At 60.6% G+C, this 25,357-nt stretch carries 23 protein-coding genes and 1 tRNA gene; 12 read left to right on the top strand and 12 right to left on the bottom strand.

What is annotated here, in order from left to right; all coding sequences use genetic code 11:
• Positions 1–62: 62 nt before the first annotated feature.
• Positions 63–1,529, bottom strand: coding sequence for a phospholipase D-like domain-containing protein (locus tag ERD78_RS16975; RefSeq protein WP_129970744.1), 1,467 nt, complete (start codon positions 1,527–1,529; stop codon positions 63–65).
• A 158-nt stretch (positions 1,530–1,687) separates the two neighbouring features.
• Entirely contained in the window at positions 1,688–2,746 is a 1,059-nt protein-coding gene (locus ERD78_RS16970; RefSeq protein ID WP_167668972.1) for a tellurite resistance/C4-dicarboxylate transporter family protein, read from the bottom strand.
• Between the two features lie 208 nt (positions 2,747–2,954).
• On the opposite strand from ERD78_RS16970, the gene ERD78_RS20270 reads away from it, so the two are divergent.
• The gene (locus tag ERD78_RS20270; protein ID WP_425331543.1) at positions 2,955–3,116 is read left to right on the top strand and encodes a transposase; all 162 of its coding nucleotides are present in this window, start codon (positions 2,955–2,957) and stop codon (positions 3,114–3,116) included.
• A 136-nt stretch (positions 3,117–3,252) separates the two neighbouring features.
• Here ERD78_RS20270 and ERD78_RS16960 read toward each other — a convergent pair.
• Positions 3,253–3,328, bottom strand: a tRNA-His gene (locus ERD78_RS16960).
• A gap of 119 nt (positions 3,329–3,447) precedes the next feature.
• Between ERD78_RS16960 and ERD78_RS19810 the strand changes: the two genes are divergently transcribed.
• Positions 3,448–3,714 carry a hypothetical protein gene (locus ERD78_RS19810; RefSeq protein ID WP_167668971.1) on the top strand — a complete coding sequence of 89 codons (267 nt, stop codon included), beginning with the start codon at positions 3,448–3,450 and terminating at the stop codon, positions 3,712–3,714.
• Positions 3,711–4,076: a hypothetical protein gene (locus tag ERD78_RS16955; RefSeq protein ID WP_129970740.1), complete on the top strand. Its 366-nt coding sequence runs from the start codon at positions 3,711–3,713 to the stop codon at positions 4,074–4,076. Before ERD78_RS19810 ends, ERD78_RS16955 begins: the two co-directional genes overlap by 4 nt.
• Positions 4,077–4,157: 81 nt before the next feature.
• Here the strand turns inward: ERD78_RS16955 and ypfJ are convergent, their stop codons facing one another.
• Positions 4,158–5,012 (bottom strand): KPN_02809 family neutral zinc metallopeptidase, encoded by an 855-nt coding sequence (gene ypfJ, locus ERD78_RS16950; RefSeq protein ID WP_129970738.1) that lies wholly within the window; start codon positions 5,010–5,012, stop codon positions 4,158–4,160.
• Positions 5,013–5,200: 188 nt separating this feature from the next.
• Between ypfJ and ERD78_RS16945 the strand changes: the two genes are divergently transcribed.
• From ERD78_RS16945 to bamC, 4 genes are all read left to right on the top strand, one after another.
• Positions 5,201–5,827 (top strand): L-threonylcarbamoyladenylate synthase, encoded by a 627-nt coding sequence (locus ERD78_RS16945; RefSeq protein ID WP_129970736.1) that lies wholly within the window; start codon positions 5,201–5,203, stop codon positions 5,825–5,827.
• Between the two features lie 89 nt (positions 5,828–5,916).
• On the top strand, positions 5,917–6,567 hold the full coding sequence (locus tag ERD78_RS16940; protein ID WP_129970734.1) for a site-2 protease family protein: 651 nt from the start codon (positions 5,917–5,919) through the stop codon (positions 6,565–6,567).
• Between the two features lie 78 nt (positions 6,568–6,645).
• Positions 6,646–7,551 carry a 4-hydroxy-tetrahydrodipicolinate synthase gene (gene dapA / locus ERD78_RS16935; protein WP_129970732.1) on the top strand — a complete coding sequence of 302 codons (906 nt, stop codon included), beginning with the start codon at positions 6,646–6,648 and terminating at the stop codon, positions 7,549–7,551.
• On the top strand, positions 7,552–8,679 hold the full coding sequence (gene bamC, locus ERD78_RS16930; protein ID WP_129970730.1) for an outer membrane protein assembly factor BamC: 1,128 nt from the start codon (positions 7,552–7,554) through the stop codon (positions 8,677–8,679).
• An 11-nt stretch (positions 8,680–8,690) separates the two neighbouring features.
• Here the strand turns inward: bamC and cysG are convergent, their stop codons facing one another.
• The 5 genes from cysG to mutS form a co-directional block, all read right to left on the bottom strand.
• Positions 8,691–10,085 carry a siroheme synthase CysG gene (gene cysG, locus ERD78_RS16925; protein ID WP_129970728.1) on the bottom strand — a complete coding sequence of 465 codons (1,395 nt, stop codon included), beginning with the start codon at positions 10,083–10,085 and terminating at the stop codon, positions 8,691–8,693.
• 43 nt (positions 10,086–10,128) lie between these two features.
• Positions 10,129–11,859 (bottom strand): assimilatory sulfite reductase (NADPH) hemoprotein subunit, encoded by a 1,731-nt coding sequence (gene cysI / locus ERD78_RS16920; RefSeq protein WP_129970726.1) that lies wholly within the window; start codon positions 11,857–11,859, stop codon positions 10,129–10,131.
• Positions 11,860–11,880: 21 nt separating this feature from the next.
• On the bottom strand, positions 11,881–13,677 hold the full coding sequence (locus ERD78_RS16915; protein ID WP_129970724.1) for an assimilatory sulfite reductase (NADPH) flavoprotein subunit: 1,797 nt from the start codon (positions 13,675–13,677) through the stop codon (positions 11,881–11,883).
• Between the two features lie 147 nt (positions 13,678–13,824).
• Positions 13,825–15,018: a JmjC domain-containing protein gene (locus tag ERD78_RS16910; protein ID WP_129970722.1), complete on the bottom strand. Its 1,194-nt coding sequence runs from the start codon at positions 15,016–15,018 to the stop codon at positions 13,825–13,827.
• 1 nt (position 15,019) lies between these two features.
• Complete coding sequence (mutS, locus tag ERD78_RS16905) at positions 15,020–17,722, bottom strand: DNA mismatch repair protein MutS (protein WP_371734626.1); 2,703 nt, start codon at positions 17,720–17,722, stop codon at positions 15,020–15,022.
• A 202-nt stretch (positions 17,723–17,924) separates the two neighbouring features.
• Between mutS and ERD78_RS16900 the strand changes: the two genes are divergently transcribed.
• The 5 genes from ERD78_RS16900 to ERD78_RS19805 all read left to right on the top strand — a co-directional run bounded on the left by ERD78_RS16900 (position 17,925) and on the right by ERD78_RS19805 (position 22,242).
• Complete coding sequence (locus ERD78_RS16900) at positions 17,925–18,635, top strand: type IV toxin-antitoxin system AbiEi family antitoxin domain-containing protein (protein WP_129970718.1); 711 nt, start codon at positions 17,925–17,927, stop codon at positions 18,633–18,635.
• Positions 18,636–18,883: 248 nt separating this feature from the next.
• Positions 18,884–19,513: a TetR/AcrR family transcriptional regulator gene (locus tag ERD78_RS16895; RefSeq protein ID WP_209020028.1), complete on the top strand. Its 630-nt coding sequence runs from the start codon at positions 18,884–18,886 to the stop codon at positions 19,511–19,513.
• A 53-nt stretch (positions 19,514–19,566) separates the two neighbouring features.
• On the top strand, positions 19,567–20,796 hold the full coding sequence (locus ERD78_RS16890) for an MFS transporter (protein ID WP_209020026.1): 1,230 nt from the start codon (positions 19,567–19,569) through the stop codon (positions 20,794–20,796).
• A gap of 27 nt (positions 20,797–20,823) precedes the next feature.
• Positions 20,824–21,762 (top strand): alpha/beta fold hydrolase, encoded by a 939-nt coding sequence (locus ERD78_RS16885; RefSeq protein WP_129970716.1) that lies wholly within the window; start codon positions 20,824–20,826, stop codon positions 21,760–21,762.
• Positions 21,763–22,080: 318 nt separating this feature from the next.
• Positions 22,081–22,242 (top strand): hypothetical protein, encoded by a 162-nt coding sequence (locus tag ERD78_RS19805; RefSeq protein WP_167668970.1) that lies wholly within the window; start codon positions 22,081–22,083, stop codon positions 22,240–22,242.
• Between the two features lie 117 nt (positions 22,243–22,359).
• Here ERD78_RS19805 and ERD78_RS16880 read toward each other — a convergent pair whose 3' ends face one another.
• From ERD78_RS16880 to ERD78_RS16870, 3 genes are all read right to left on the bottom strand, one after another.
• The gene (locus ERD78_RS16880; protein WP_209020024.1) at positions 22,360–23,832 is read right to left on the bottom strand and encodes an Nramp family divalent metal transporter; all 1,473 of its coding nucleotides are present in this window, start codon (positions 23,830–23,832) and stop codon (positions 22,360–22,362) included.
• A 253-nt stretch (positions 23,833–24,085) separates the two neighbouring features.
• Positions 24,086–24,460, bottom strand: a complete 375-nt coding sequence (locus ERD78_RS16875; RefSeq protein WP_129970714.1) for an RNA-binding S4 domain-containing protein — start codon at positions 24,458–24,460, stop codon at positions 24,086–24,088.
• Between the two features lie 148 nt (positions 24,461–24,608).
• Positions 24,609–25,349 (bottom strand): GntR family transcriptional regulator, encoded by a 741-nt coding sequence (locus tag ERD78_RS16870; RefSeq protein ID WP_129970712.1) that lies wholly within the window; start codon positions 25,347–25,349, stop codon positions 24,609–24,611.
• Between the last annotated feature and the right edge of the window lie 8 nt (positions 25,350–25,357).

Here is a 25,357-nt window from a genome sequence, read left to right as displayed (position 1 = left end):
CAAGAGAGTCGATTTTGCTGGCTCTCTTTTGCCGCATTTGTCGCGGGCGCAAGCCCTCTTGTTCAGAGATAGGGACTTGCCAGCCAGATGACGCGATTGCGCAAGCGCTTTCGGAAGGGAATGGCGGCCAGCGACTCCAGCGTGACGGCGTCGGCTTGCGCGATCTCGTCATCGATAAGACTTTCAATTTCGGCGGCGGTGTCCTCGCTGTAGATTTCCATATCCAGCTCGAAATTCAACCTGAGGCTGCGCGGGTCGAGATTCGACGAGCCCACATACGACCAGATGCCGTCGATGGTAATAAGCTTGGAATGGTTGAAGTTGCCGCGCGCGCGCCACACGCGGCAGCCATTGCGGATGATCTGGTCGAGCTGTGCCGTCATGGCATAGTTCACCAGGCGCAGGTTGTTGCGCCCCGGTATCACCACATCAACCGTGATGCCGCGCCGCGCGGCGGTATTCAGGGCTCCCAGCAGAACCTGGTCGGGCAGGAAGTAGGGCGATTGAATCCTTATGTGGCGCCGGGCGACAGCGAAGGCGCCCAGCAGCATGTTGTGTGTGCCCACAATATAGCGATCCGGCCCCGAGCGGATGCATCGGGCCGGCACGCGTGGTCCCGATGCGCCCCAGATGTCGCAGGACCAGTCCAGATGAGGAAGCTCCTCACGGGTGGTGAACGACCAGTCATGGGCGAAGACGGACATCAGTTGCAGCACGACGGGACCATCGACCCGGAAATGCGTGTCCAATGCCGTGTCCTTGCCCGCGACGGCCGTCACGAAACCTTCGCGTATATTCATGCCGCCGGTGAATGCCGTGCAGCCGTCTATGACCAGAATCTTGCGGTGGCTGCGTAGATTGGCGTACGGCATGCGCATGCCCAGGGGGTTGGTCATGAACAGGGCGCAGGGGATGCCGCTGCGGCGCAAGCGGCGGATGACCGGGGGACGGGAGTACCGGGAGCCTACGGCATCGATCAGCACGCGCACCTGTACCCCGCGCTCGTGCGCCCGGGCCAGCGCATCGACGATTTTTCGCCCCTCGCTGTCGTCATCGAAAATATACGTTTGCAAGGCGACGGACTTCTGCGCGCTGTCGATGGCGCAGATCATGGCGGGATACGTTTCATCGCCGCCGCGCAGGATGCTGATCTGGTTTCCACTGCGCAATGGAAAGTGGCTGACGCGGTCGCCCAGCACCCGCAGCGACTCGAAATGCGGGGAAATCAGCTGTTCGGGCGTGGCGATGGGCAGGTCGGGGTTGCTGAAGTAATCCCGCAGGTTGCGGTTCTGCTGGTCGGTAATATGCTCGTGCCGGACGCGGTTGATGCCTGCAATGAGATACAACAGGGGGCCGAGCAGGGGTGACATGATGATGACGCCAACCCATGCAATGGCCGCGCGCACGTCCTGTTTGGTCATGGCGGCATGCACGGCCGCCGTGCCGCCTATAACCAGGCTCAGCAGGAAAACCAGGTGCGGCCAGTATTCCTGGAACAGATATTGGAAGGTAACCCAGCTCAGGACCATAAGTGCGTTCTATGCGGCAAGAATGCCGGCAGCGCTAAGTATACAGGTCTGCGCAATGCGGCTTCGTGCGTGGCCTGCTGGAGGTTGCTTGCCGCACGGGCAGGCCCATGCCAGGCTGCGGGAGGCCGGCAAGCCATGATTGCCGTTTCTTCAGGCCATCATGGCCGGTTTCGAAAGCCGGTGGCAATGAGACTGTCGAGCAGGCCTACGAAGACGCCCAGCCATGCAATGCCGGCCAACACCATGAATAGACCGGACAAGGCTGTGGCAAAGGGCACCTGGAAAATGCGCGCGAGATGGAAGGTACAGACCGAATACATGGCCAGTGGGAAGACGCCGCCCCAGTAAAGCGAGTCATAGGAGAACGCAATGCTGCGCCGGACATGGCGCCAAAAGCTCAGGACTACAAGCATGGGTATCCACCAGCTGGCAATGGCCCAGAAGAACACCACGAATCCCTTTACAAAGGGGAGAATGTCCGTCACCACTGTCGACAGCGGCGCATGCTCCACCAGCAGGGCGCCGGCCAATGTGGAAATGGCGACCGCCCCCATGTTGATCCAGTAAGGCGGGGTCAACTCCTCGGGCATCATGTGCACGAATGTGTAGCGCAGGAAAATCAGCGTCATGATCCACATGTACAGCGCGCCGCCGCCCAGCCACAGCGCCAGCGCGGCGAAGTCCAACTCATGCCGCAGCGTGGGCAGCGCGCCATGGCCCAGCAGCACGATCGTAAGCACGACCAGCGATTGGACGGCCACGACCACGAGCAGCCAGGCGCCGTTCAATCCATGTTCCAGCGATGGTTTGTCGGCCTTGGTTGTCAGGACAGCCAGTACGCCATAGTTGATGATGATCCACAGCACGACGGACAGCCCCCAAAGGCCCATGCCCAGCCATAGCGCATTTGTCTGCAGCGAAATCTGCGTTCCGAATGTGGCTGTGCCGGCCACTAGCGTGAAGAAGCCCATGCCGCGGCTGTGGCTGTGGATGTCCGCCAGGAAATCCGGCCAGTGGCGACAGGCGCGGCATATATATGCCACCGCCAGCACCACGAAGAAGACGGTGTTCAATGCCAGCAGCACTGTGGGTGCCAAGGGTACGTCATGGCGGTACATGGAGACAGACAGGGCGCTTGTGGCCATGACCATGGCGAAATAACCCGGATGCAGCGTACGCAGGGTGTCGCGTGCGCCATGTTCGAAACGAAGGGCCATTGCTTTTCTTGTATTCCTTGCCAGTGCCAGGGCCGGCAGGAACATGCGCTGCATTGATGCTTCAGGTGTGCGGTGCGCAGGCGGCTCGCCGGCCGCGTGGATGTGGCGCCGAGGGTAGGCGCAAATCATGAGAAAACGTAAGTATAGACACTCGGTACGACTTGCGCATGCCTGCGTTGCGCCCTGACGCCGATTGGCGGGAGCCGATATGCGCATGTGGCGCTTTTCTAAATCCAGTGGCGTTACCCGGGGCTTCCACACGAAGATGGAGATGCGCTCGCGCCGAGCGCATGGGTTCGGGAACTTTGAGAATCACCGCATGCGAGTGTTGGCTCAATGCGGCTGGAATGGTGTGATCAACCGAGTTTGAAGCGTGCGCTGATCCCTGATCGTGAGGGAAGGCCAAGAGCCCGGGGAAGAGCCCGAGCCCATTAGTGCATGTCACCAATTCGGCGCCATGTCACCGTTTAGCAGTTTCTGAAAATGCTCGAAACCTGCAGAAATACTGGGGTGACCGATGGGGCTCGAACCCACGACAACCGGAATCACAATCCGGGACTCTACCAACTGAGCTACGGTCACCGTTGAGCGGTGCTGCGGATAACAAGCCGGAAACCGACCTTGCTACCCGAAAGCAGTGCTGCGAACCCGGAAGTATACCATTCGGGGTAGGCGTGCGCTGCAAAGAACGGGATTCTAGCATGAAACCATCCGCGGCTTTTGCTGTCTCATTTTGTGGCTCGCATTATCGCGCCGACCTCCAAACACGGTATGCCAGCCGCCGGAGCATGAAACAATCTATGACCGGCGCGCGGCGGCGCAGCCGATTATTCGGGATAACCCTTGTGTTCAGTCAGTCATTGCCCGATATAAACAGTGACGCACGGAAACGATTGGGGCTGCGCCAGGGCCGTGGTTTCCTCTACGATGAGGTGTCGGCAAACTTCCATAAGGAGCTGCTACTGTGAAAACGCTCACCAAATCGCTGATTATCGCTGCCATCATGGCTGCGCCTTTTGCCGCTCAGGCACACGAAACGGCGGCCGAGCATCAGGCCTGGATCGAAGCCCAGAAAATAGACATCCAGCCCACGCTCAAGATTACCGAGACGCAGATTCCCGCAGATCAGGCCGGCACGAACAGCTCGGGCACCGGTTACACCACGCCTTCAACATCCGGCCAGACCATGCCGTCCACGACGATGCCGTCCTCCGACATGTCTCCCTCCAGCATGCCCCCCTCCAGCATGCCATCTTCGGGCAGCCAGGGTAGCACAGAGGCACCTATCCAGGACAACTCCACCATGGAGCCGGTCAGGCCCGCCCAATAGAGCTTTCGTGCCTCGACGGATGCTGGCCGGGGCCGGCACCCCGAGGCAGCGTTCGACGTCGGCGGCGTCGCGGGTCAAGCGTCAGAGCGACGATGCGGCAAAGGTATCGCATTGGCCGGTATCGCCAGATTTGTAGCCCTGCGAAAACCACCGCACGCGCTGTTCCGATGTGCCGTGCGTGAATGAATCGGGCACCACATAACCCTGCGATTGCCGCTGCAGGCGATCGTCCCCGATGGCGGCTGCGGTGGTCAGCCCTTCATCGATATCTCCCTCTTCCAGGGTGTTTCGCTGGCTGTCGGAATGATGGGCCCACACGCCGGCCAGGCAGTCGGCTTGCAGTTCCGTTCGCACCGACAGGGTATTGGCCGCTTGGGGATTGCGCCGGCGGGCCTGATCGACCTGATCGGTAATGCCAAGCAGGTGCTGCACATGGTGGGCCACTTCATGCGCCACCACATAAGCCTGCGCAAAATCTCCTGGAGAATGCAGTTGCTCTGCCATCTGCTGGAAAAAGCTCACGTCCAGATAGACCTTGCTGTCGGCGGGACAGTAGAAGGGGCCCATGGCCGCCTGGCCGGTTCCGCAGGCCGTGGGGGTTACACCGCTAAACAGCACCAGTTTTGGCGCGCGGTAGGCGCCCCAGCCCTGTTGTTCAAACACAGCGGACCAGGTGTCTTCGGTGTCGGCCAATACTTTGGAGACGAACTGCGTCTGAGGAGTGGGAGGAGGGGGTGCGCCCGCGTCGGTCGTTTCGTAGCTTTCCTGCGGGCCGCCGGCCATCTGCAGAACAACGTTCGGATCGACGCCGAAATACATGGCTACCAGCGCCAGCACGATGGTGCCGATGCCAATGCCTCCGCGCCTGCCGACACGCAGGCGCCGACCGCGTCTGTCCTCGATATTGCTGCTTTCCCGTGCATTCCCAAGTCGCATGTCCTTCCCCTTTTTTCTTTTGCCCGTGCGGCGCCGGCTTCGGCGCGTTACCATTCGGGTATGCTGCCGTCCGGCTCGCTGGCGGCGGATCGGGCGGACCGGGATCTGGCCGCGCCGAGGCCTGATTGTATTGCCCCGGGCGGAATAAAAATTCGAACTCACTCAACAAGAGTGTTAGGATAAGTTAAATGGCTCAGTTATTTGTCGTTCACCCCGAAAATCCCCAGACGCGTCTTTTGAAGCAGGCTGGCCAGCTCCTGGCCGACGGTGGCTTGGTGGCCGTACCCACCGATTCCAGTTATGCGGTCGTGGCCCGGCTGGATGACAAGGCCGCTGCCGATGCATTGCGCCGTCTGCGCGGGCTTGATGCACGTCACCATCTCACCCTGTTGTGCCGCGATCTGGCCGAAATCAGCCACTTCGCGCGAGTGGACAACAAACAGTATCGGTTTCTCAAGCTGGCCACGCCTGGGCCCTGGACATTCATTCTCGAGGCCACCAAGGAGGTGCCGCGCCGCGTGTCGCATCCGTCGCGCAAGACCATAGGCATACGCGTTCCCGACCACCGCGTCGCGCTGGCGCTTGTCGAGGCGGCCGAGTCTCCCCTCATGTCGACGACGCTTATCCCCGAGGGGGAAGACGATCCGCTCAACGAGGCCCAGGAGATCTTCGAGCGCTACGGCAATCAGCTGGCGGCCGTGATCGACGGAGGGCCATGTCCATTGCTTTCCACGACTGTCATCGACCTCACCGGTCCGCTGCCGGAAGTCATCCGGCGCGGCCAAGGCGATCTCTCCACACTGGGGCTCGACTGACGCACCGTTTCAATCTCACGAACTTTTTTCGCCTGGCGGCTTCTATTCTTAGCGGCCGCCGGTTTTTTGTGGCCTAAACCCGGATATCCATGGATACGCTGATACAGACCATTACCGTTTATGCCCTGCCTGTGCTTTTCGGCATAACACTGCACGAGGCAGCCCACGGCTATGTGGCCCGCATGTTCGGCGATCCCACCGCCTGGCAGATGGGCCGGGTAACGCTCAATCCCATGCGTCACATCGATCCCATCGGCACCATTGCCGTGCCGCTTTTCCTGCTTTTCAGCACCAAGCTGCTGGGCGGCGCCGGTTTGCTGTTTGGCTGGGCCAAGCCCGTGCCCGTCGACTGGGGCAGGCTGCGCCGTCCCAAGCGCGACATGCTCTGGGTGGCCCTGGCGGGGCCGGGTTCCAATCTGGTCATGGCCATTATCTGGGCACTGGGATTGCGCTTGCTGGCTGAGTCGGGCGCCAGCCAGGGCGACTTCTGGGTGCAGATGACCATCGCCGGCATTCAGGTCAATCTGGTGCTCATGGCGCTCAATCTCGTCCCGCTCCCGCCGCTGGATGGCGGCCGTGTGGTATTCAGCCTGCTGCCCTCGCGCGCGGCTTGGCAGTACTCTCGTATCGAGCCATACGGCTTGCTCATCGTTATTGTCCTGATGGTCACAGGCATACTCTGGCACGTATTGCAACCATTCCTTGCGCTCGGCCAGGCCATTGTGGGCTGGTTTTTGTAAATTTGATCCGCTAATCCGGTAAACTTGCATTTTTACAGGCACATACCGCCTGGTCAGCACACGGAGAACCTTCCTATCATGGCAACAAGTACGGATTCGACGGCCCCCGCATTGGGTGGCAGTCTGGTGGCATTGGTAACCCCGATGCTCCCCGATGGCAGTCTGGACTTCGAGGCCTATCGAAAACTTATCGACTGGCATGTCGAGCAGGGTACCGATGGCCTGGTCGTGGTGGGAACGTCCGGAGAATCCCCCACGGTGGATGTCGATGAGCACGCCGAGCTCATCCGCGTGGCGGCCGAGCATGCGGCGGGGCGAATTCCGGTGGTGGCGGGCACGGGCGGCAACTCCACCTCCGAGGCCATCGAGCTGTCGCGCCACGCGCTGCGCGTGGGTGCGCAAGCGGGGCTCTCGGTCGTGCCTTATTACAACAAGCCCTCACAGGAAGGCCTGTACCAACACTTCCGTACCATTGCGGAGGCGGTCGAGCTGCCTTCGCTGCTCTACAACGTGCCGGGCCGCACGGTAGCTGATGTGTCCAACGACACCATTTTACGGCTTGCGCAGGTACCCGGCATCATAGGTGTCAAGGATGCCACTGGCGACATTGGCCGCGTCGCGCTGCTTTTGCGCAGTGTGCCCGCAGCGTTCCGGGTTTTCAGCGGTGACGATGCCACAGCGGCTGCGCTCATGTTGCTGGGGGGGCACGGTAACGTTTCGGTTACCGCCAACATCGCGCCGCGCCTCATGCATGATTTGTGTGCGGCGGCCATACGCGGGGACGGCATGCAGGCACGGGCGCTCAATGCGCGCCTTGCCGTGCTGAACAAGGTGCTCTTCGTCGAGGCCAATCCCATCCCCGTCAAATGGGCGGTTGCCGAGTTGGGGCTCACCCAGCTTGGCTATCGTCTTCCTCTCACCCCCCTGAACGAGCAGTACCACGACGTGGTGCGCAATGCGTTAAAAGAAGCGGGTCTGATCTAAATGATGAAACAGCGTATCAACAAACACGCCGCCTGCCTTGCCATGGGCATGGGCGTGCTGGTCCTTTCCGGGTGCTCGGCCGTCAAGCAGCTTACCGGCGCGGAAGAGTCCGTCGATTACAAGAGTACAGTCGCGGGCGAGCCGCTCAGCATTCCACCCGATCTCACCCAGGCCAATGAAAATGCGCGCTATCGCGCACCTGAAGGCACCACCACCTACAGCCAGTATGCCAGCTCGCAGCAGGCGCGCCAGGCAGCCAGCGACAAGGATCGCGTGCTGCCGCAGACACCGGGTGTCGAAGTCATGCGCGACGGCGATCTGCGCTGGCTGGTTGTAGATCAGCCCGCCAGTGCGGTCTACCAGAAAGTCGTCGACTTCTGGATCGATCAAGGCTTTACCTTGCATTCACGCGATCCCAAGGCCGGGCTGATGCAGACAGACTGGGCGGAAAACCGGGCAAAAATTCCCGAAGGCTGGATACGGTCGGCGCTGGGTGCGATCATTGACCAGGTTTTCGACAGTGGCGAACGCGACCGCTTCCGCACACGCCTCGAGCGGGTCAATGGCAAGACTGAGGTATACATCAGCCACGAGCACATGGAAGAGACCCCGTCGGGCGACGGTGCCACGTTCAAGTGGGTGTACGGCAAGGAAGATCCAGGTCTGAACGCCGCCATGCTGGCACGCCTCATGGTATATCTGGGCACAGACGTCAAGCAGGCCCAGCAACAAGTGGCGCAGGCCGAGCAGGCGCCTGACAGTTTGCAGGAGCCGACTCTGGCCGAAGACCAGACTGCCTTGAACCTGTCAGAGGACTTCGACAGGGCGTGGCGCCGTGTTGGCGTGGCCATCGATTCCGCTGGCTTCGAGGTGGTCGATCGCGATCGTTCCGCGGGCGACTATTACATTCGGTATTTGGACAGCGATACGGGCGAGAAAATCGAGCAGCAGAACTTCTTCGGCCGCCTGTTTGGCACCAAGAATACCGCCGAGGCCGCCAGCTATCGCATTCACGTGGCGGGGCAGGGCGCCACCTCACAGGTCACGGTACTCGACAAGTCCGGCCAGATACTGCAAGATGGCACGGCCAAGCGCATACTGTCGGTGCTGTCCAACCACATGACATGATCGGCAGGCTGTCAGGCTTCCAGTGTGGCGCCGAACCAGTTCAGGTTCGGCGCCAAGCCTGCCACTTCGCCAATCAGCAACATGGCCGGCGATACGATGGCGTGCCGTTGAGCCAGGCTGGGAAGATCCTTTAGTTTGCCATGCAGCAGGCGCTGCGTCGGGCGTGTACCGTTTTCCACAATTACAAACGGTGTATCGCCTGAGCGGCCATGAGCCTGCAATTGGGTGGACAGTGTCTCCAGTTGGCCAACCGACATATAAAATGCCAATGTCTGTTTGTCCTGGGCAAGACATGGCCAGTCCTGCAACAGTGCATCTTCCCGGCAGTGGGCCGTGACCAGGCGTACCGATTGGGCGTGATCCCGATGCGTGAGCGGCACACCGGCGTAGGCAGCACAGGCAAGCGCCGCCGTTATGCCAGGCACCACCTCATAATCAATGCCTTGGTCGCGCAGAAACGCCAGTTCCTCGCCACCCCGTCCGAATACAAAAGCATCGCCTCCCTTCAATCGCACCACCAGGCGGCCTTGCCTGGCGTGTTCCTGCATCAGGGCGTGGATGCGAGCCTGTGTCGCGTCATGATTCTCGCCCGTACGCTTGCCCACCGCGATCTGCATGGCGTCACGTCGCGCCAGGTCTCGAATCGCATCATCCACCAGGCGATCGTACAGAATCACATCCGCCTCGTTCAGCGCGCGCAGCGCCTTGATAGTGAGCAGGCCAGGATCGCCTGGCCCCGCTCCCACCAATACCACCTTGCCGCGCGATGGGGCCTGGGTCTGATGCAGGGCTGCACTCAGCAGTGATTCCGCTTCGTCGGGCTGCTGGCGGCGCATTGCGTCGCCTACCGGGCCATCGATCAGCCAGTCATAGAAATTGCGCCGTGCGCGTAGCTCGGGCCGGCCCCTTCGGATGGCATCGCGATAGCGGGCGGCAAGTGCAGTCAGGGCGCCGAGACTGTGGTCGAAAAGGCTTTCAATGCGTTCACGTACGCGCCGTGCGATGACGGGAGCATGACCCGCGGACGAGATGGCGATAGTCAGGGGTGCGCGGTCGACGATGGAAGGCACATGGAAGGAGCACAACTCGGGATCATCGACCACGTTGATGAATAGGCGGCGAGCGCGCGCAAGATCGGCGATGCGGCGGTTTAGATTCCTGTCGTCGGTTGCCGCGATCACCAGCCATGCTTCGTCCAACCAGCTTTGTTCGAACGTGCCGGCCAGATGACGGATACGTCCCGCCGTAGCCAGGGAGGCCAGGGCATCCGTGAGCGACGGAGCGCCCACGACCACGTCGGCATCGGAAGCCAGCAGACTGTTGATCTTGCGCTCGGCGACGGCGCCGCCGCCCACGACCATGACGCGGCGCTGCGAAAGGTCGGCGAATAATGGAAATAATTTCATGGGTCCGGACTATGGTACGGCCTTGGCATGGACACCCATATGCTCAGGCAACGGTTTCGAGCACGATGGGGATGAGATTCTGCGTTGGGGCAGGCAATACGCCTGTGCGAATAAGGAAGTCGCCAAATTTTTCATCGGCTTTCCGTTCGCGGGCATAGCTGCCGAACAGTGTATCAAGGCTGCTCAGAATTTCGGGCTCGGCCACGTTTTCACGATATAGGACGTTGAGCCGCTCGCCGGTGAAGTTGGCACCCAGACGCAGGTCATAGCGACCGATGGCGCGCCCGATCAGGGCAATCTCGGCAAGATAGGGGCGTGCACATCCATTCGGACAGCCGGATATGCGCAGCAGAATGGGCGCGTCCAGCACGCCGTGTCCATCCAGGATGGTTTCCAGCTTGCCCAGTAATTCTGGCGCGTATCGTTCGCTCTCGGCCATGGCGAGGCCGCAGGTGGGCAAGGCCACACAGGCGATGCTGTGGCGGCGGATGCCGCTCTGGGCCTTATATCCATCGAGCCCATACTTGGCCACCAACTTATCGATTCTGGTTCGGTCTTTGGTTGCCACGTTCGCAATGACCAGATTCTGATTGCAGGTCATGCGGAATTCGCCTTTCAGTATCTTGGCGATCTCGCGCACGCCAGTCTGCAGTTGCTGGTCTCCCTGATCCCACAGGCGGCCCGATTCTACATACAACCCCAGGTGCCACAGGCCATTCTCTCCCTGCGCCCAGCCAAAGCGATCACCGTTCTGATCGAAATGATAGGGCCGTGGCGGCGGGAGCGCAAAGCCGGTGCGCTGCTCCACTTCGCCCTTGAACCAGGCCAGGCCAAGATGATCGATGGTGTACTTCAGGCGTGCATGCTGGCGTTCGGCGCGATTGCCGTAGTCTCGCTGTGTGGTCACCACGGCTTCAGCCACCGTCAGCAATTGTTCGGGTGTCACAAAACCGATCAGGCTTCCCAGACGGGCGTAGGTCGTGGTGTCGCCATGGGTGGCGCCCATGCCGCCGCCCACGGCGACATTGAAGCCCCGCAGCACACCGTCTTCGATAATTGCTATGAGGCCGAGATCCTGAGCAAACACGTCGCAATCGTTGGTGGGCGGTATCGCGATGCCGATCTTGAACTTGCGTGGCAGATAGGTGGAACCATAGATGGGTTCCACCTCGGGCTCATCGGTCAGGCGCTCGCCATCCAGCCATATCTCGTGATAGGCGCGGGTGCGGGGGATGAAGTGATCGGACAATTTCTTGATCCACTCCCAGGCCAACGCATGCTGGCTCGACAGATGCGGATTCACGGAGCCCACTACCTGGCGGTTGACGTCGCCACAGGCCGCGATGGTGGTGGCCATGGCATTGTGGATGGCCTGCATGGTGGCCTTGAGCCTGGTCTTGATGACCCCGTGCCATTGAAACGTCTGGCGTGTGGTAATGCGCAGACCGCGGGTGGCGTAATTGCGCGCAATGTCGTCGAAAGCCAGCCATTGCTGCGGCGTTACGACGCCGCCCGGCAGGCGTGCACGTATCATGAAGGCGTATGCCGGCTCCAGCTTCTGGCGGCGGCGTTCGTCGCGAATGTCGCGATCATCCTGCATATAGCTGCCGTGAAATTTCAGCAGCTTGGTGTCGTCTTCGCTAATGGCTCCTGTAACGGGGTCGTTCAGGCCTTCTTCGATGGTTCCGCGCAAATGACGGCTGGCCGCCTTGATATCCTCAAGGTGAGAAAGTGGCTTGCCGGCGCCATTGGCGCCGGAGAAAGGGTTGGTCATGCTGATGGGTTCCTGCTGTGATCAATATACGTCGCGGGCATAGCGCCCCTGTGCTGCCAGATCATCCAGCCAAGCACGGGCCCGGCCATCGTCCATCCGGCCTTCCTGGATCGCAATCTGCAGCAATGCCTGATGCACGTCCTTGGCCATGCGCGTGGCATCTCCGCAAACATAGAGATGGGCGCCTCCCTCTATCCATGCAAACAGATCGGCGGCCCGTTCCATCATGCGATGCTGGACATATACTTTCTCGGTCTGATCGCGCGAGAACGCCAAGTCCAGCCGATGCAGATGGCCGTCATGCAGCGCGTGCTGCCACTCCGTCTGATAGAGAAAGTCCGTGGAAAAATGCGGATTGCCAAAGAACAGCCAATTGCGTCCGGCGGCCTGTGCGGCGGCGCGCTCTTGGACAAAGGCGCGGAACGGTGCCACGCCCGTGCCTGGTCCGATCATGATGATGTCGCGCGCGTCATCGTCGGGCAGGCGAAAACGCGTGTTCTCTTCCACGAAGATAGGCAGCTTTTCACCCTCCACCAGATTGGATAGAAAATGGGAGGTTGCACCCCACCGGTCTTCGCCGTCCACTTCAAAGCCAACATGGGCCAGCGTCAGATGTACCTCTTCCTCGACCACCGATTGGCTCGATGCGATGGAATACATGCGGGGCGTCAGTGGACGCAGAGACTTGAGCAGCGCTTCGGCAGTCCATGTCGCTGGCCAGGCTCGCAGCACATCAATCAATTGGCGCGATTCAAGCAGTTCGCGCAGCGCCTGCGCGCCCGATGGCTGCAGCAAGGCGTTGAGCGCGTCGCTGCCGGCGCGCTCGGCATGCGCAGCCAGAAATGGTCGGGTGATCTGGGTCAGTTCGCGATGGCCGCGCAGCCAATCTCCCAGTGTGCGCCGAGTACCGCCCAGTTCGACTTCCTCATTGCCGTCCAGCGCAAGAACCGCCAGAACGCGCTCGACCAGCGCTTCGGATTGCGTCGGCCAAACGCCGAGCGCATCGCCAGGCTTGTAGTGCAAGGCGCTGCCCTCCAGGGATATCTCCAGATGACGGATATCCTTGTCGCTGCCGCGGCCCGTGATAGGTTGATTCAGAAGCAGCTCGGCATGAAAGGGCTGCTCGCGTGTGACGGAGGCTTTGGGGCGCAGCGGCGTAACATTGGCGGCCGAGGCGGCCTGGGTTTGCAGTAGTGCTTTGCGGGCGTGGCCCAGCGCGCCATCCTGCCAGGGCAGTGCAACGGTTTCGATGTCCAGGTCAGCCGCGCCGGCCTCCTGCAGGCGTTCCGCGCCCAGTTCGGCGAGACGCGCATCAATACGTTGTGATATGCCGCAGAAATCGGGATAGCTGGAGTCGCCGAGGCCGAGCACGGCATACTTGAGTTGCGGAAGCTTTGGCGCGCGGCGGCTGTTCAGGAACTCGACGAAGGCAATGGAATCGTCGGGCGGGTCGCCATCGCCCTGGGTGCTCATGACGATGTAGAGCAGTTGCTCGTCCTTGAGCTCCCGTGTTGCATACCGGTCGGCGCGCACGAGGCGAACGTTCAGTCCTTCCACGGCCACGCGTTCGGACAAAGCCTCGGCCACGCGCTTGGCGTTGCCGGTCTGGCTACCAAAAACAATGGTCAGTCGGCGCGCGGTTTCGGGCTCGGCCACGGCGATAACCGGCGGCGCCGCAGCCACTCGGCCAGATTGTCGGCCGTGCGCCACGCCAGCGAAGTAACCGGACAGCCAGCTCAAGGCGCTGGACTCCAGGCCATCGGTCAGTTCGGTTATCAGGGTGTGCTTTGATTCGGGGAGATAGGAAGGGGCCAGCATGTGATGCTCACGGGAATTGAATATATTCCTGCATTCTAGGGAGCTGGCGGCAGGGCGGGAACGAAGGCTTTTTTATTTCCTTATTGCTTATAAGCTTATTTGGGTGCGCGTATCGATATAAAAAGGCATATTGTCCACGGCGCCAGGTTACGCTGGGTGGTAATGCAGCCAGCCATCCTCAAGCCAGCGGGCGAGCGTGTTGCATTCCTCCGTGGTCAGGTGCCGAGCAAGCCGATGCGCACATTCCAGCACGCGGCGATCGGCCAGACGGCGCATGGCGGCGCTGGCCGGTACAGGCGCCGTCTCGCCGTTGATGAACAATTGCCGCTTGCGATACATCATGCGCGTGCAGCGGTCCAATATCAGGCTGCCTTCGCGTGGCAAGCCTTCAGATAGGATTGTTTGTGCGGTGTCATCCGACGGTTCGAATATCGCGCCTGCCGGCGGCTCGGTGAGCCAGACTCCCAGAAAGCGCGAAGCCAGCGCTTCGTCATAGCGAATCTTGCTCGCGGCGGCCAGTGTTGCGTCGATGAGGCGCTGCGGCAGCGCTGCGGGATTCGCCGTGGCGGATATGCCGCGATCCTTGTAGGTGGCAGATAAGATCGCACCGGGAATGACGGGGCTGCCGTAGAGACCACCTGTGTCGCCGAGATTGGCCATGATCTGGTCGTTTGCGGCCTCCAGCATGCCGCAGGCCAAGGCCGCCTGGGTGGGGGCGCGAAAGCCTATGGAGATGGTCATGCAATCGCCTTCGGCCACACCGTCGTGGGCAACGTGCGGCGGCAGGTACAGCATATCGCCCGGCTCCAGTACGTACTCTTCTTGCGGCTGGAAGTTGCGCAGAATCTTCAGCGGCAGATCGGGTTCCAGGGAAAGATCGCGTTGCCGGCTTATCCGCCAGCGCCTGCGGCCATGTGCCTGCAGCAGGAAGACATCGTAGCTGTCGAAATGCGGGCCCACTCCGCCGCCGTCGCTGGCTATGCTGATCATGATGTCATCGAGCCGGGCATCGGCAATGAAGCGAAAACGATGCATGAGTGCGGCCATGCGGTCATCATGCAGGTCCACGCTTTGCGCCAGCACGGTCCATTGCGGCTTGTTCATGGCAGGCAGGCGGCTCATCGGGCCGTGCTTCATATGCCAGCCCTGGCTGTCATGCCAAATCAGGCGCGATTCCACCTCTTCGCGGCGCACCAGCCGGCGAATGTCCGTGATGGACAGTGCCGGTACGTAGTTCGGAATGGCCTGCCGAATGAGCAAGGGACGCCGTTGCCAGTAGCGGCGCATAAAGGCCCGGGGAGTCAGGCCGCCAAGCAGGTCCAAAGGTTTGTTGATGTCCATGTCAGCCGAGGTCCAGGTAATCATTGCGCAAACGGTACAGCGCGTCCAGCGCATCGCGAGGCGTGAGTTGGTCCGGATCCAGGGCGGCCAGGTCTTCCATCAGCCGGATTGCGCCGCTGGGCGGCGCTTCAGCGATCTCCTGCAAGCTATCAGGCGCGCTGTGCACGCCCGATGCCGCATCGTGGTTCCCCGCGGATGCGTCGCCGTCGCCTTTGGCAGCGGCTGCGGCGAACAGGTCCAGTTGCGGCGTGGGTGCGCCGCTGGCTTCCAGGCGTGCCAGTTCGCGCGCCGCATGGCGGATGACGGCCTGCGGAATGCCGGCGCGCTGTGCCACCTGGATGCCATAGCTGCGGCTGGCTGGTCCCGGGCGCACCTCATGCAGAAACACGATGCCCGATGAAGATTCAGCAGCGGCCAGATGGACGTTGGCCGCCGCCGGCGATTCGGTGGGCAGGCGAGTGATCTCGAAATAATGCGTGGCGAACAGGGTGAGCGCCTGATTGTGCGTGAGCAAACGGTAGGCTATGGCCCAGGCCAGCGCCAGACCGTCGTACGTGGATGTGCCTCGGCCGATTTCATCCATGAGCACCAGGCTTTGCGGTGTACTGGCGGCAAGGATGGACGATGCTTCGGTCATTTCCATCATGAAGGTGGATCGCCCGCCGGCCAAATCATCGGCTGCGCCGATGCGGGTGAAGATGCGATCGAGACGTCCAATGCTCGCGCTTTGCGCCGGCACGAAGCTGCCGACGCGAGCCAGCAGCGCAATGAGCGCAACTTGCCGCATATAAGTGGATTTGCCCCCCATATTGGGGCCGGTGATGAGCAACATGCGCCGCTGGGGTCCCAGCTCGCAGTCGTTGGGTGTGAACTGCTCTATGGTGTGTTCCACAACCGGGTGACGCCCCGCTTCGACGCGAAGCGTTCCGGGCTCCGCCAGATCGGGAGCCGTCCAGTCATTCTGCAAGGCATGGCAGGCCAGCGCGGCCAAGGCATCGATTTCCGCCAACGCGGTGGCACAACGGGAAAGCGCCCGCGCCTGTTCGGCCAGTTCATCCAGCAGCCGCTCGAACAGCCATTTTTCGCGAGTCAGGCTGCGGTCCTTTGCAGACAGCACTTTGTCTTCCCAGGCCTTGAGTTCGGGCGTGATGAAGCGCTCCGCATTTTTTAGGGTCTGGCGGCGGCGATACTCGGGCGGTACCTTGTCCGCCTGGGCTCGCGAGACTTCGATATAGAACCCATGCACGCGGTTGTACTCGACCTTGAGCGTCGGTATGCCGGTGTTCTCACGCTCGCGCGCTTCGAGCTGCACCAGAAATTCCCCGTTATCGCTGGCCAGGCGGCGCAGTTCGTCCAGTTCTTCGTCGTATCCTGTGGCGATCACGCCGCCTTCTCTTATCAGGAGTGCCGGTTCGGAATCAATGGACCGGTGCAGCAAGTCGGCCAACGCAGGATCCAGCGACAGCGTCTGGGCATATTGAGTCAACTGAGGCTCGTTGCCGAAGTCGGCGGTCAACTGCCTGCTCAGTTCGGGCAGCAGGGCAAGCGCATCGCGCAGGCTCGCCAGCTCGCGCGGCCGTACCGAGCGCAAGGCAATCCGGGTGGCAATGCGTTCGATATCCGGATAGCGGTCCAGCGTGATGCGTAACGCTTCCAGCGGCGGTTGCGCGTCAAGTGCGCTGGCGCCAGGTGGTGCCGACACGAGTGCCGAGATCATATTCTGCCGAGCCATGGCGGGTTCGTTGTCGCGCAACGGATGGTGAAGCCAGCGGCGCAGCAGACGGCTACCCATTGGCGTCTGGCAATGGTCGAGCGTGGAGAAAAGAGTCGGGCTTGTTTCTCCCGCAATGGTTTCCGTGAGTTCCAGGTTTCTGCGGGTGGCGGGGTCGAGCACCACGTATTCGCCAGGCTGGTCCACGCGCAGCGACTGCACATGCGACAGGGACTGGGCCTGCGTGCGGCTGACATAGCGGAGCAGGGCGCCGGCCGCGCAGGTGGCAACGGGTACATCATCCAGGCCGAAGCTGGTCAGCGAGTCGATGCCGAAGTGTTGCTGCAATACGGCACGTGCGCCATCGGTTTCGAAATGCCAGTCAGGAATGGCGCTGATGGCCATGCCGTCGCGCGCCGCTGGCCTGGCGCTTTCCGCGCAGACTAGCTCCGCCGGGTCCAGACGGCTGAGTTCGGTGTCCAGCATGGCAGGCCCGCACTCGCACACGTTGAACTGTCCGTTGGCCAGATTCATCCAGGCCAGGCCCGCGCGCTCCTCGCGGCGTACCCGCACGGCCCAGACGGCGGCTATGACGCGGTCGGCCTTGGCCGGCAGCAGGGCATCGTCGGTCAGGGTGCCGGGGGTGACGATGCGAACGATTTTGCGCTCCACCGGCCCCTTCGTGGTTGCCGGATCGCCGATCTGTTCGCAGATGGCCACCGATTCGCCCATCGCCACCAAACGAGCCAGGTAGCCTTCCATGGAATGGTGCGGCACGCCTGCCATGGGGATAGGCGCGCCATTGGACGTGCCGCGCTTGGTCAGTGTCAGATTAAGAAGGCGCGCGCCACGTTCGGCATCTTCGTAGAACATTTCATAGAAGTCGCCCATGCGATAGAACAGCAGATGCGATCCGGCCTCGGCTTTGAGGCGGAGATATTGCTGCATCATGGGGGTGTGGCCTGGGTGTGCGCTTATATCCGGTTTATTCATTAACAATCAATAGGCTACGTTTTTTTAAGAACGAGTTGGGGTAATGTTGAGGCAATGCTTATATTGCTGGATCCACGTGTGAGGAGCGCATGCTCGTGTAACTGACATTGTAATGAGTATGCTTTCCCTATGAATAAGCCATCAAAATGGGCGTTATCCGGCGTACCTATGTCTGGCGGGATAGATTTAGCTTCCCCAAATCATGGCGCTTTTGCGCCAGGCGCGCAAACACCGTCTGGCGAATCCCCGGCACGGCTTCTATCTGATTCTTCGCCCCGAAGACCGCAACATCGGTGCGCCTGATCCGGTGCGTTGGATTGATCCGCTGATGAAATACCTCCAGGTCGATTACCGCGTCACGCTGCTGCGCGCGGCTGCTTTTCATGGAGCCTCGCACCAGGCGTCGATGGTGTTCCAGGTGATCGTGCCCAAACAGATGCGAGGCTTCGAGATCGGCCGGCACCGGATGGCGTTCATTTATCAAAATCCTGCAGCGTTCGCCAAGGTCAACCGCGAAGACTGGCTGGACCGGCTGAAAAGCGATGCGGGCTTTGCGAACGTTGCCGGCGTCGAATTGACGCTGCTCGACTGTATTCGCTACTTCCACAAGGCGGGCGGTATCAACGGTGCGGCGCAGATCGTCAAGGATTTGGGGTCGCAAGCTCAACCGGCGGTACTGTCCAGAATCGCCGCTCATTACGAAAACTCGTCCGTGCGTCGGCTGGGCTACTTGCTGGAACGTATGCGTCATCTTCGACAGGCGCAGGCCCTTCAACCTTTCATCAAGAAGGCCAAAACGGCCGTGCCGCTGGGCCCGTCCGTCAAGCCTTTGATCGAAGGGATGCCGCAACACCATGAGCGGGAAGCTCGCTGGCGGCTGATTATCAATGAATCCGTGGAGGTGGATTTTTGATTCCCCAGGCTTATCTTCGGGCATGGAGCGCCGAGGCGCCGTGGCCTGATTTGCGTTGAGTCGAGCAGCACGCTCACATCTCTTTCCTTTGCATTACAGCTAGCGGGTATAACTATCACGCGGTGGTAACCTTTCGCGACCACTCTCTGAGGCTGTGCGCGATCATCATCAACCCCATGTCGGATTCTTAATCGTACCGGTCGGTCGCGGCGAACGCTTGATCTGGGCAGATAGCATTGACTTATAGAATGATCGTTCTCTATAATCAGTCCATGACATTCTCAAATCATAGGCAGATCGGCCGCCCACGCGAATTCGATATGGAACAGGTTCTCGATGCGGCCGTGCTGCTGTTTCGCGAACGCGGGTACAACGGTACATCCATCGCCGATTTGCGCGCGGCAATGGGTTTGACAGCCGGCAGCCTCTACAAGGCATTCAAGGATAAGCGTGCGATCTTTGTCGCCGCGCTTGACCGCTACCTTGCAATTCGCGAAATGGCACTTGAGCATCGATTGAACGAGGCGCGGACAGGCAGGGATAAGATCCTCGCAATGTTGCGCAGCTACGCTGATGTGTCTCACGGCCTGGAAGGACGCCGAGGCTGTATGGTGTTGAGCGGCTTGACGGAGGTCGATACGTTCGACGAGGCGCTTGCACATCGGCTCTTCCAGGCACTTGCCGGCAACGAGCAGCGTCTGACCCGGTTCATCAAGCAAGGCATCCTTGATGGGTCCTTGCCCAGCCGTCTTGACGCGCGCGTATCGGCACGCTATCTCTTGTGTGTGGTGGAAGGATTGCGTGTGCTGGGCAAACGAGGGGCAGGTGCGGACGAGATCAACATGATCGTTGAACAAGCAATGCGCGCACTGGAGTAATTTTTTTTCCTATTTAGGAAACAATCATTCTCTAATAATATCAAGGAACTTTCGTGTCCGTATCGTCAAACACCTCCCGCGCTGCTGACCTGGCCAATGCCCCCTCATATGGGTACATCGCCATGGCCTGCGCGTTCGTCGTCGTCATGGCTGGCACGACGTTGCCAACGCCGCTATACCCACTTTACAAGCAGCAATTCGCGTTGAGCGAACAGGCGGTGACAGTCATCTTCGCAACATACGCATTTGCGGTTCTCGGCGGGCTTTTGGCATGCGGTCCGTGGTCTGACCAGGTAGGACGCCGCCCGATACTTGCAGCGGGACTAACTGCGGCCATCGTGAGCTCCTTATTATTCCTGGACGGTGGAAGACTCTGGATACTGTTGGGCGCTCGGGCCTTCTCCGGCTTATCCGCTGGTTTGTTTACAGCGACTGCGACTGTCGCCGTCATTGAGCTGGCGCCGGCCGCGCGCAAGGCTCATGCCGCCTTGCTGGCTGCCTGCGCAAACATGGGCGGGCTCGGACTGGGCCCGCTATTGGCCGGTGTCGTTTCTCAATACTTGCCGTGGCCGCTGCATCTCGTGTATGCCGTGCATCTGGTCTTGCTGCTCGCCGCCTGCGTTGTCGTGTTGCGCTGCCCCGAAACAGTCGAGCGTCCGGCGCATCTGCGCCTGCAGTGTCAACGGCTGAAGCTTCCAGGCAGTGTACGCCCCGCCTTTGCGGTTGCAGCCGTCGCCTGCTTTGCTGCCTTTGCCTTGCTGGGATTGCTCACTTCCCTTGAACCGGAAATTCTGGCCAAGGTCACCGGTGTGTCCAATCGGGCTGTTATAGGAAGCCTGATCTTTCTTGTCTTTGTCGCCTCCTTGTGCGGACAGATTCTGCAGCGACGTTTTGCTGCCGCAGTGAGGCTGCCGTTGTCGTGCCTCGTACTGATTCTGGGTGCAGGCGTATTGGCCGTCTCTATGGCCACCGGTTCGCTGGTGTTACTCACGCTCGGTGCGGTCGCCTCCGGCCTTGGACAGGGTGGAATCTTCGCTGGCAGCGTCGTCGCTGTGGCCGCCGCGAGCCCCGATGATGTGAAGGCCGAAGTTACCTCACTGCTGTTCGTTGTGGTCTATCTGGCGGTGGCCGTGCCGGTTCTTGGTCTCGGCGTTGCCGCCGTAGCTGTGGGTGTGCAGACGGCTGGAATTGCATTCACCGTTCTGGTCATGCTTCTGGCGGCTGGAACGCTATCAGCATTATGGCGCCGTCACCGCGCACAAGTACCCATCGAAACCAACTAAACCTCATTCCTTTTTGGAGAAGCAAACATGAATACCTTCCATACAACAGGCACCACTGCCCAAAATCAACGTGATTTCGACGCGCACGCTTTCTGGCAACAGTTCCAACACCGTGAAGCGCAAGTCGGATCGATCAGACTGCACTATGTCGAGGGTGGCCAGGGCCGACCGTTGCTGCTCATCCCAGGCTGGCCACAAAGTTGGTATACATGGCGTCATGTTATGCCGGCGTTGGCAGCTAGCGATCGTCGGGTTATTGCGATTGATCCGCGCGGCTTGGGGGACTCGGACAAGCCTATTGCTGGCTACGATTTGGCCACCGTAGCGCAAGACCTTCATCAATTCGCCCTGCAGACTGGGCTCATGTCCCACGGAGCACTGGATGTAGCGGGACACGACATCGGCGCTTGGATCAGCTATGCCTGGGTTGCCGACTGGCCGGGCGACATCGGGCGTTTGGCGCTCTACGACGCAGCATTGCCGGGCATAACACCGCCGCCACCGGCCGGAGTTCTATCCGAGGAGGGCAACATCCGCACCTGGCATTTCGGATTCAATCGTTTGGCAGACCTGCCCGAACTGCTGGTCGAGGGGAGGGAGCGAGCCTATCTGGACTGGCTCTTTCGCGCCAAGCTGCGCATCTCGTCGGCCATCACGGCCGCCGACCTGGATGAGTACACACGGGTTTTCAGCGCGCCGGGGGCCGCCCGGGCAGGTTTTGCATATTACCGAGCACTGTTTAACGGCGATGGATTGGAGCAAAACCGAAGACGGGCGACCCGACGCCTATCCATCCCAGTCATGGCCTGGGGCGCAAGCGATGGCGTGGGAAACATACTGCTCGATACGATCAGGTACATAGCTGACGACGTGAGAGGTGGGACGATAGAAGCTTGCGGACACTATGTGCCGGAGGAAGCCCCAGAGACGGTGATACGGCAGTTGGCGGAGTTCTTTACCGAGTAGTCAGCGTTTTGGTTCGTGGGTTGCTCATGCCCTAATGGCCGGCCCTTTAGTCGTCATTGATGGTGGTGCCGGTGAAGCTGTTAACTGTTGATTCTAAATCCAAACATTCTTGCAGCAACTCTTCGAATGGCAAAGCATTCGGCACGTCCATATTCCAACGCTTCGCGTTGATCCTTCTTGCTCAGATCGAAGAAACCTTCAGCCACGAGCAGCTTCCTTGCCGATGGCGTGGGCCATCCAACTGGGCAGTGTCGCTCGCGCTGAGGCTAATATACGCAGACGTGCAAAAGGCGGGTTTTTTGCGTCCATATCACGCTTATGGCAATAAACCGCATTCCATTCAATAAGCCGGCATCGTCGCCAGAGCAGCTTCTGCAGAAGCTTGAGCGGCAAGGATTGGTGGTGGACGACGCCAAGCGCGAGTGGGCGCGCAGTTATATGTGCTTCGTGGGCGGATGGCCATCGGTCTGGGAGGCGTGACGTGTAGACAATCAGGCGAATACGAGTTGACTGAAGGCCGAGCCTGGCATGGATCAGCTCCGGTCAAAAAGACGCTTGCACCGAGCGCGCCGGTGCAAGCGTCAGGTTTGCACTGGATCAGAACAGCTTGCCGAACTGATTGACCACCAGGTAGATGGAGAAGCCGCCATAGAACAACACGGCCCAAAGCACGGCAGCGTAGCGCACGCCGCCCAATCCGATGTTGCGCGGGAGCATGCCGCGATTGAGCAGGATAAGCAGCACGGAGTACACGAACATCACCAGGCCGTTCAGCGCGGAGGCGATCACCAGCAACACCAGCGGCTGGTTCACCCCGCTGAGCAGGATCACGGAGCCGAAGATCACCATTAGCCAGACTACCAGGAAATACAGGCGGCTTTCCGTCCAGGCCTGGCTGTCGCGCAGCCAGTTGGCCTTGACAATGTCGGCCACGATACGGCCTATCATGTCCAGCACGGTCAGGTTTGTGGAGAGCAGCACCACTACGCCGGTAAACCAGAAGGCAGGCCCGACCCAACCGCCGGCCTGCGCGATCAGGTTTTCACCCAGCAGACGTACGAAGTCGAAGTTCTGTGCCGTGCTGCCCACGCCAACATATGTGTAGGCCAGCATCATGAACAGCATGATGGCGATCAGGCCCAGCACGAAGAAGGTGACGAACTGCTCACGGTCCGCCACGCGCCACCATCCACGCCACCGCCTCATATTGGCTTCGTCCTGAGGAAAGAAGAAGCCTATCGATGCCTGGGTGGTTTCCTGGCCCGTGATGGGCGACACGATCTTGGGCAGATGGGCGCCCATGCCCAGCCCCTTGTCGCGTACCCAGTTTGATTGCGCCAGATTCATGACACCGCCCGCGCCGGCAAAGGCAATGGCGCCCAGCAGCAGGGCCGTGGGGAGCTTGCCTATGGATTCCGGAATCTTGGGTATTTCCGTAGTGAATCCGGCCACCAGCGCCGACCAGGACTCGCCTTTCAGCAGGCCGAATATCATGTACAGCATGAACAGGACGATGAGTGCAACCAGCAGGAATTGAATTTTCTCTACTGTCCTGTAAACGACGGGCGAGACCGTCAGAATGATGCCGATGATGACCAGGGAGGCGATGGTAATGGGCACCACGGCTTCAGGCGACAGGCCAAACGCGTATGTTAGCGCCGTGGAACTGCCGGTTGCCCACCCCGGCCACATCCATGGCACTACTGCCATGATGATGAACAGTGCGCCCCATGGCTTCCAGAGGCGGGTGAAGCCGGTCACGGCTGTTTCGCCCGTGGCCAGCGTGTAGCGGGTGATCTCCATGTTGAGGAAGTACTGCGTCAGAATGCCGATGGTGGCAAGCCAAACGAGCGCCAAACCGGTCTGCGTCGAGATGTAGGGCCACAGGACGAACTCGCCCGAGCCGATCGAACCGGCCAGCAGCAATACGCTGGGCCCGATAACCTTTTTCATCGGTAGCGGTTCGGGTAAATCGCGGTAGGTGACAGGAGGGAGATGGCTGCTGCGGATCTCGGGTGCAGCCTGTCCGGACGAGGTACTACTGCTGGCGGCGGAGTCGGCCATGTTCATATGCAATATCCTTTTATTCTTGAAGAAACAAGATACTTGCAACCGATGGCCAGGCGATGCCGCCTTGGTCATCACCACGCGCTCGCCGATATTCAGCAAGGCGTCAGGTCATCCTAATGCCGCGATATGAGAGGGTCAAGCATTGCAAAGTTGCCTAAGGGTTTACCCTTGTCGTATTAACCCCACGGCGATCGACCGCATGTCGGCAGCGGTTCAGCCCGCCGGTAGTCACAGATTCAATTGACTTGCGCGGCTACTGGCTGCGCCGCATGCGTTCGAGTTCGCGCCGGTCGCGCTTGGTGGGCCGGCCTGCTTGCAGGTCTGTGGCGGGCTCGGGAGCAAGGCGACGCAGCTCTGCGGCGCGTTCGCGCGCGGCGGCGCTTTCGGGTGTTTCTTCGTATAGCTGCTGAGCGACCGGCGCCGGTCCGCGCGCATGGCTCAGTGCGCGTACGACAACGGTAATGTCCAGATCGCCGCGACGCACATGAATAGTATTGCCCATGCGTATTTCGCGTGCGGGCTTGGCCAACTGCTCATTCACATGTACGCGTCCCTTGCCGATTTCCTGCGCGCTCAAGCTGCGCGTCTTGTAGAAGCGCGCCGCCCATAGCCATTTGTCCAATCGCATGTGTTCAGAAGCCATGCGCAAGTATGGCATGAATCGGCTTTATTGCTGGCTGCATTACGTGTGGCGCGACGCGACCATGGTCTCGTGACGAGAACCGGCGTCGGCCTGCATTGACGAAGGCTTCTGCGGGGCCGGGCGGCCAGGGGTTTCAGTTCTCGAACAGGGCCTGAGGCAGCTGTTTGATAGCCTCGTAGGTAGTGCGGATGTGGTCGGTGAGCAGGGCACAGGCCGTGTCTGCGTCGTGTGCAAGCGTGGCATCGAGAATGGCTTGGTGCTCGGCATGCACGTCGCGCGGAATGGGTTTGCGCTCTATGGAAAGGCGGCGATAGCGCTCGGCCTGATGATACAAAATGGCCAGGAAATGATGCAGCCACGCGGATCGGCAGGCGCTGATCAGAGCGTGGTGAAAATCGCGGTTGCGCGCTTCCCATTCTTCGAAGCGCTCGTTGTGATTGCCTTCCAGGCGTTTCTCGGCCCGGTTCAGTCGATGAAAGGCCGCCACCACTTGCCCCTCCCAGGCGTCGTCGCCGCAGCCGATGGCCTGGCGCAGCGCCTGGCATTCAAGAAGGATGCGGGTCTCGGTGATGTCATAGAAATCCGCCATGGACATGGGCTTTACGTGGAAGCCGCGCTGCCCCTCGGCCACCACAAGGGCATCGGATACCAATAATGCCAGCGCTTCGCGCAACGTGCCGGCACCTACGCCGTAGACCGTCTTCAGGTGTTCCACCCGCAATTTTGTGCCTGGCGGCAGTGTGCCGTTGATGATGTCGCGGCGCAGGCCAAGATAGGCCGAACCAACCAGTGTCTTGGTGGAGGCGGCCGGCGGCAGGCCGGGGAGGGATGCGGCAGTCGCCGTCGGCAGCAAGGCGGAGAAGTCATCTGGCATGGCGCACG

The sequence above is a fragment of the Allopusillimonas soli genome (genome assembly GCF_004153445.1).
In the GTDB taxonomy this organism is placed as follows: domain Bacteria; phylum Pseudomonadota; class Gammaproteobacteria; order Burkholderiales; family Burkholderiaceae_B; genus Allopusillimonas; species Allopusillimonas soli.
Note: the sequence above shows the minus strand (reverse complement) of the source record. Positions and strands in the feature narration are given on the sequence as shown.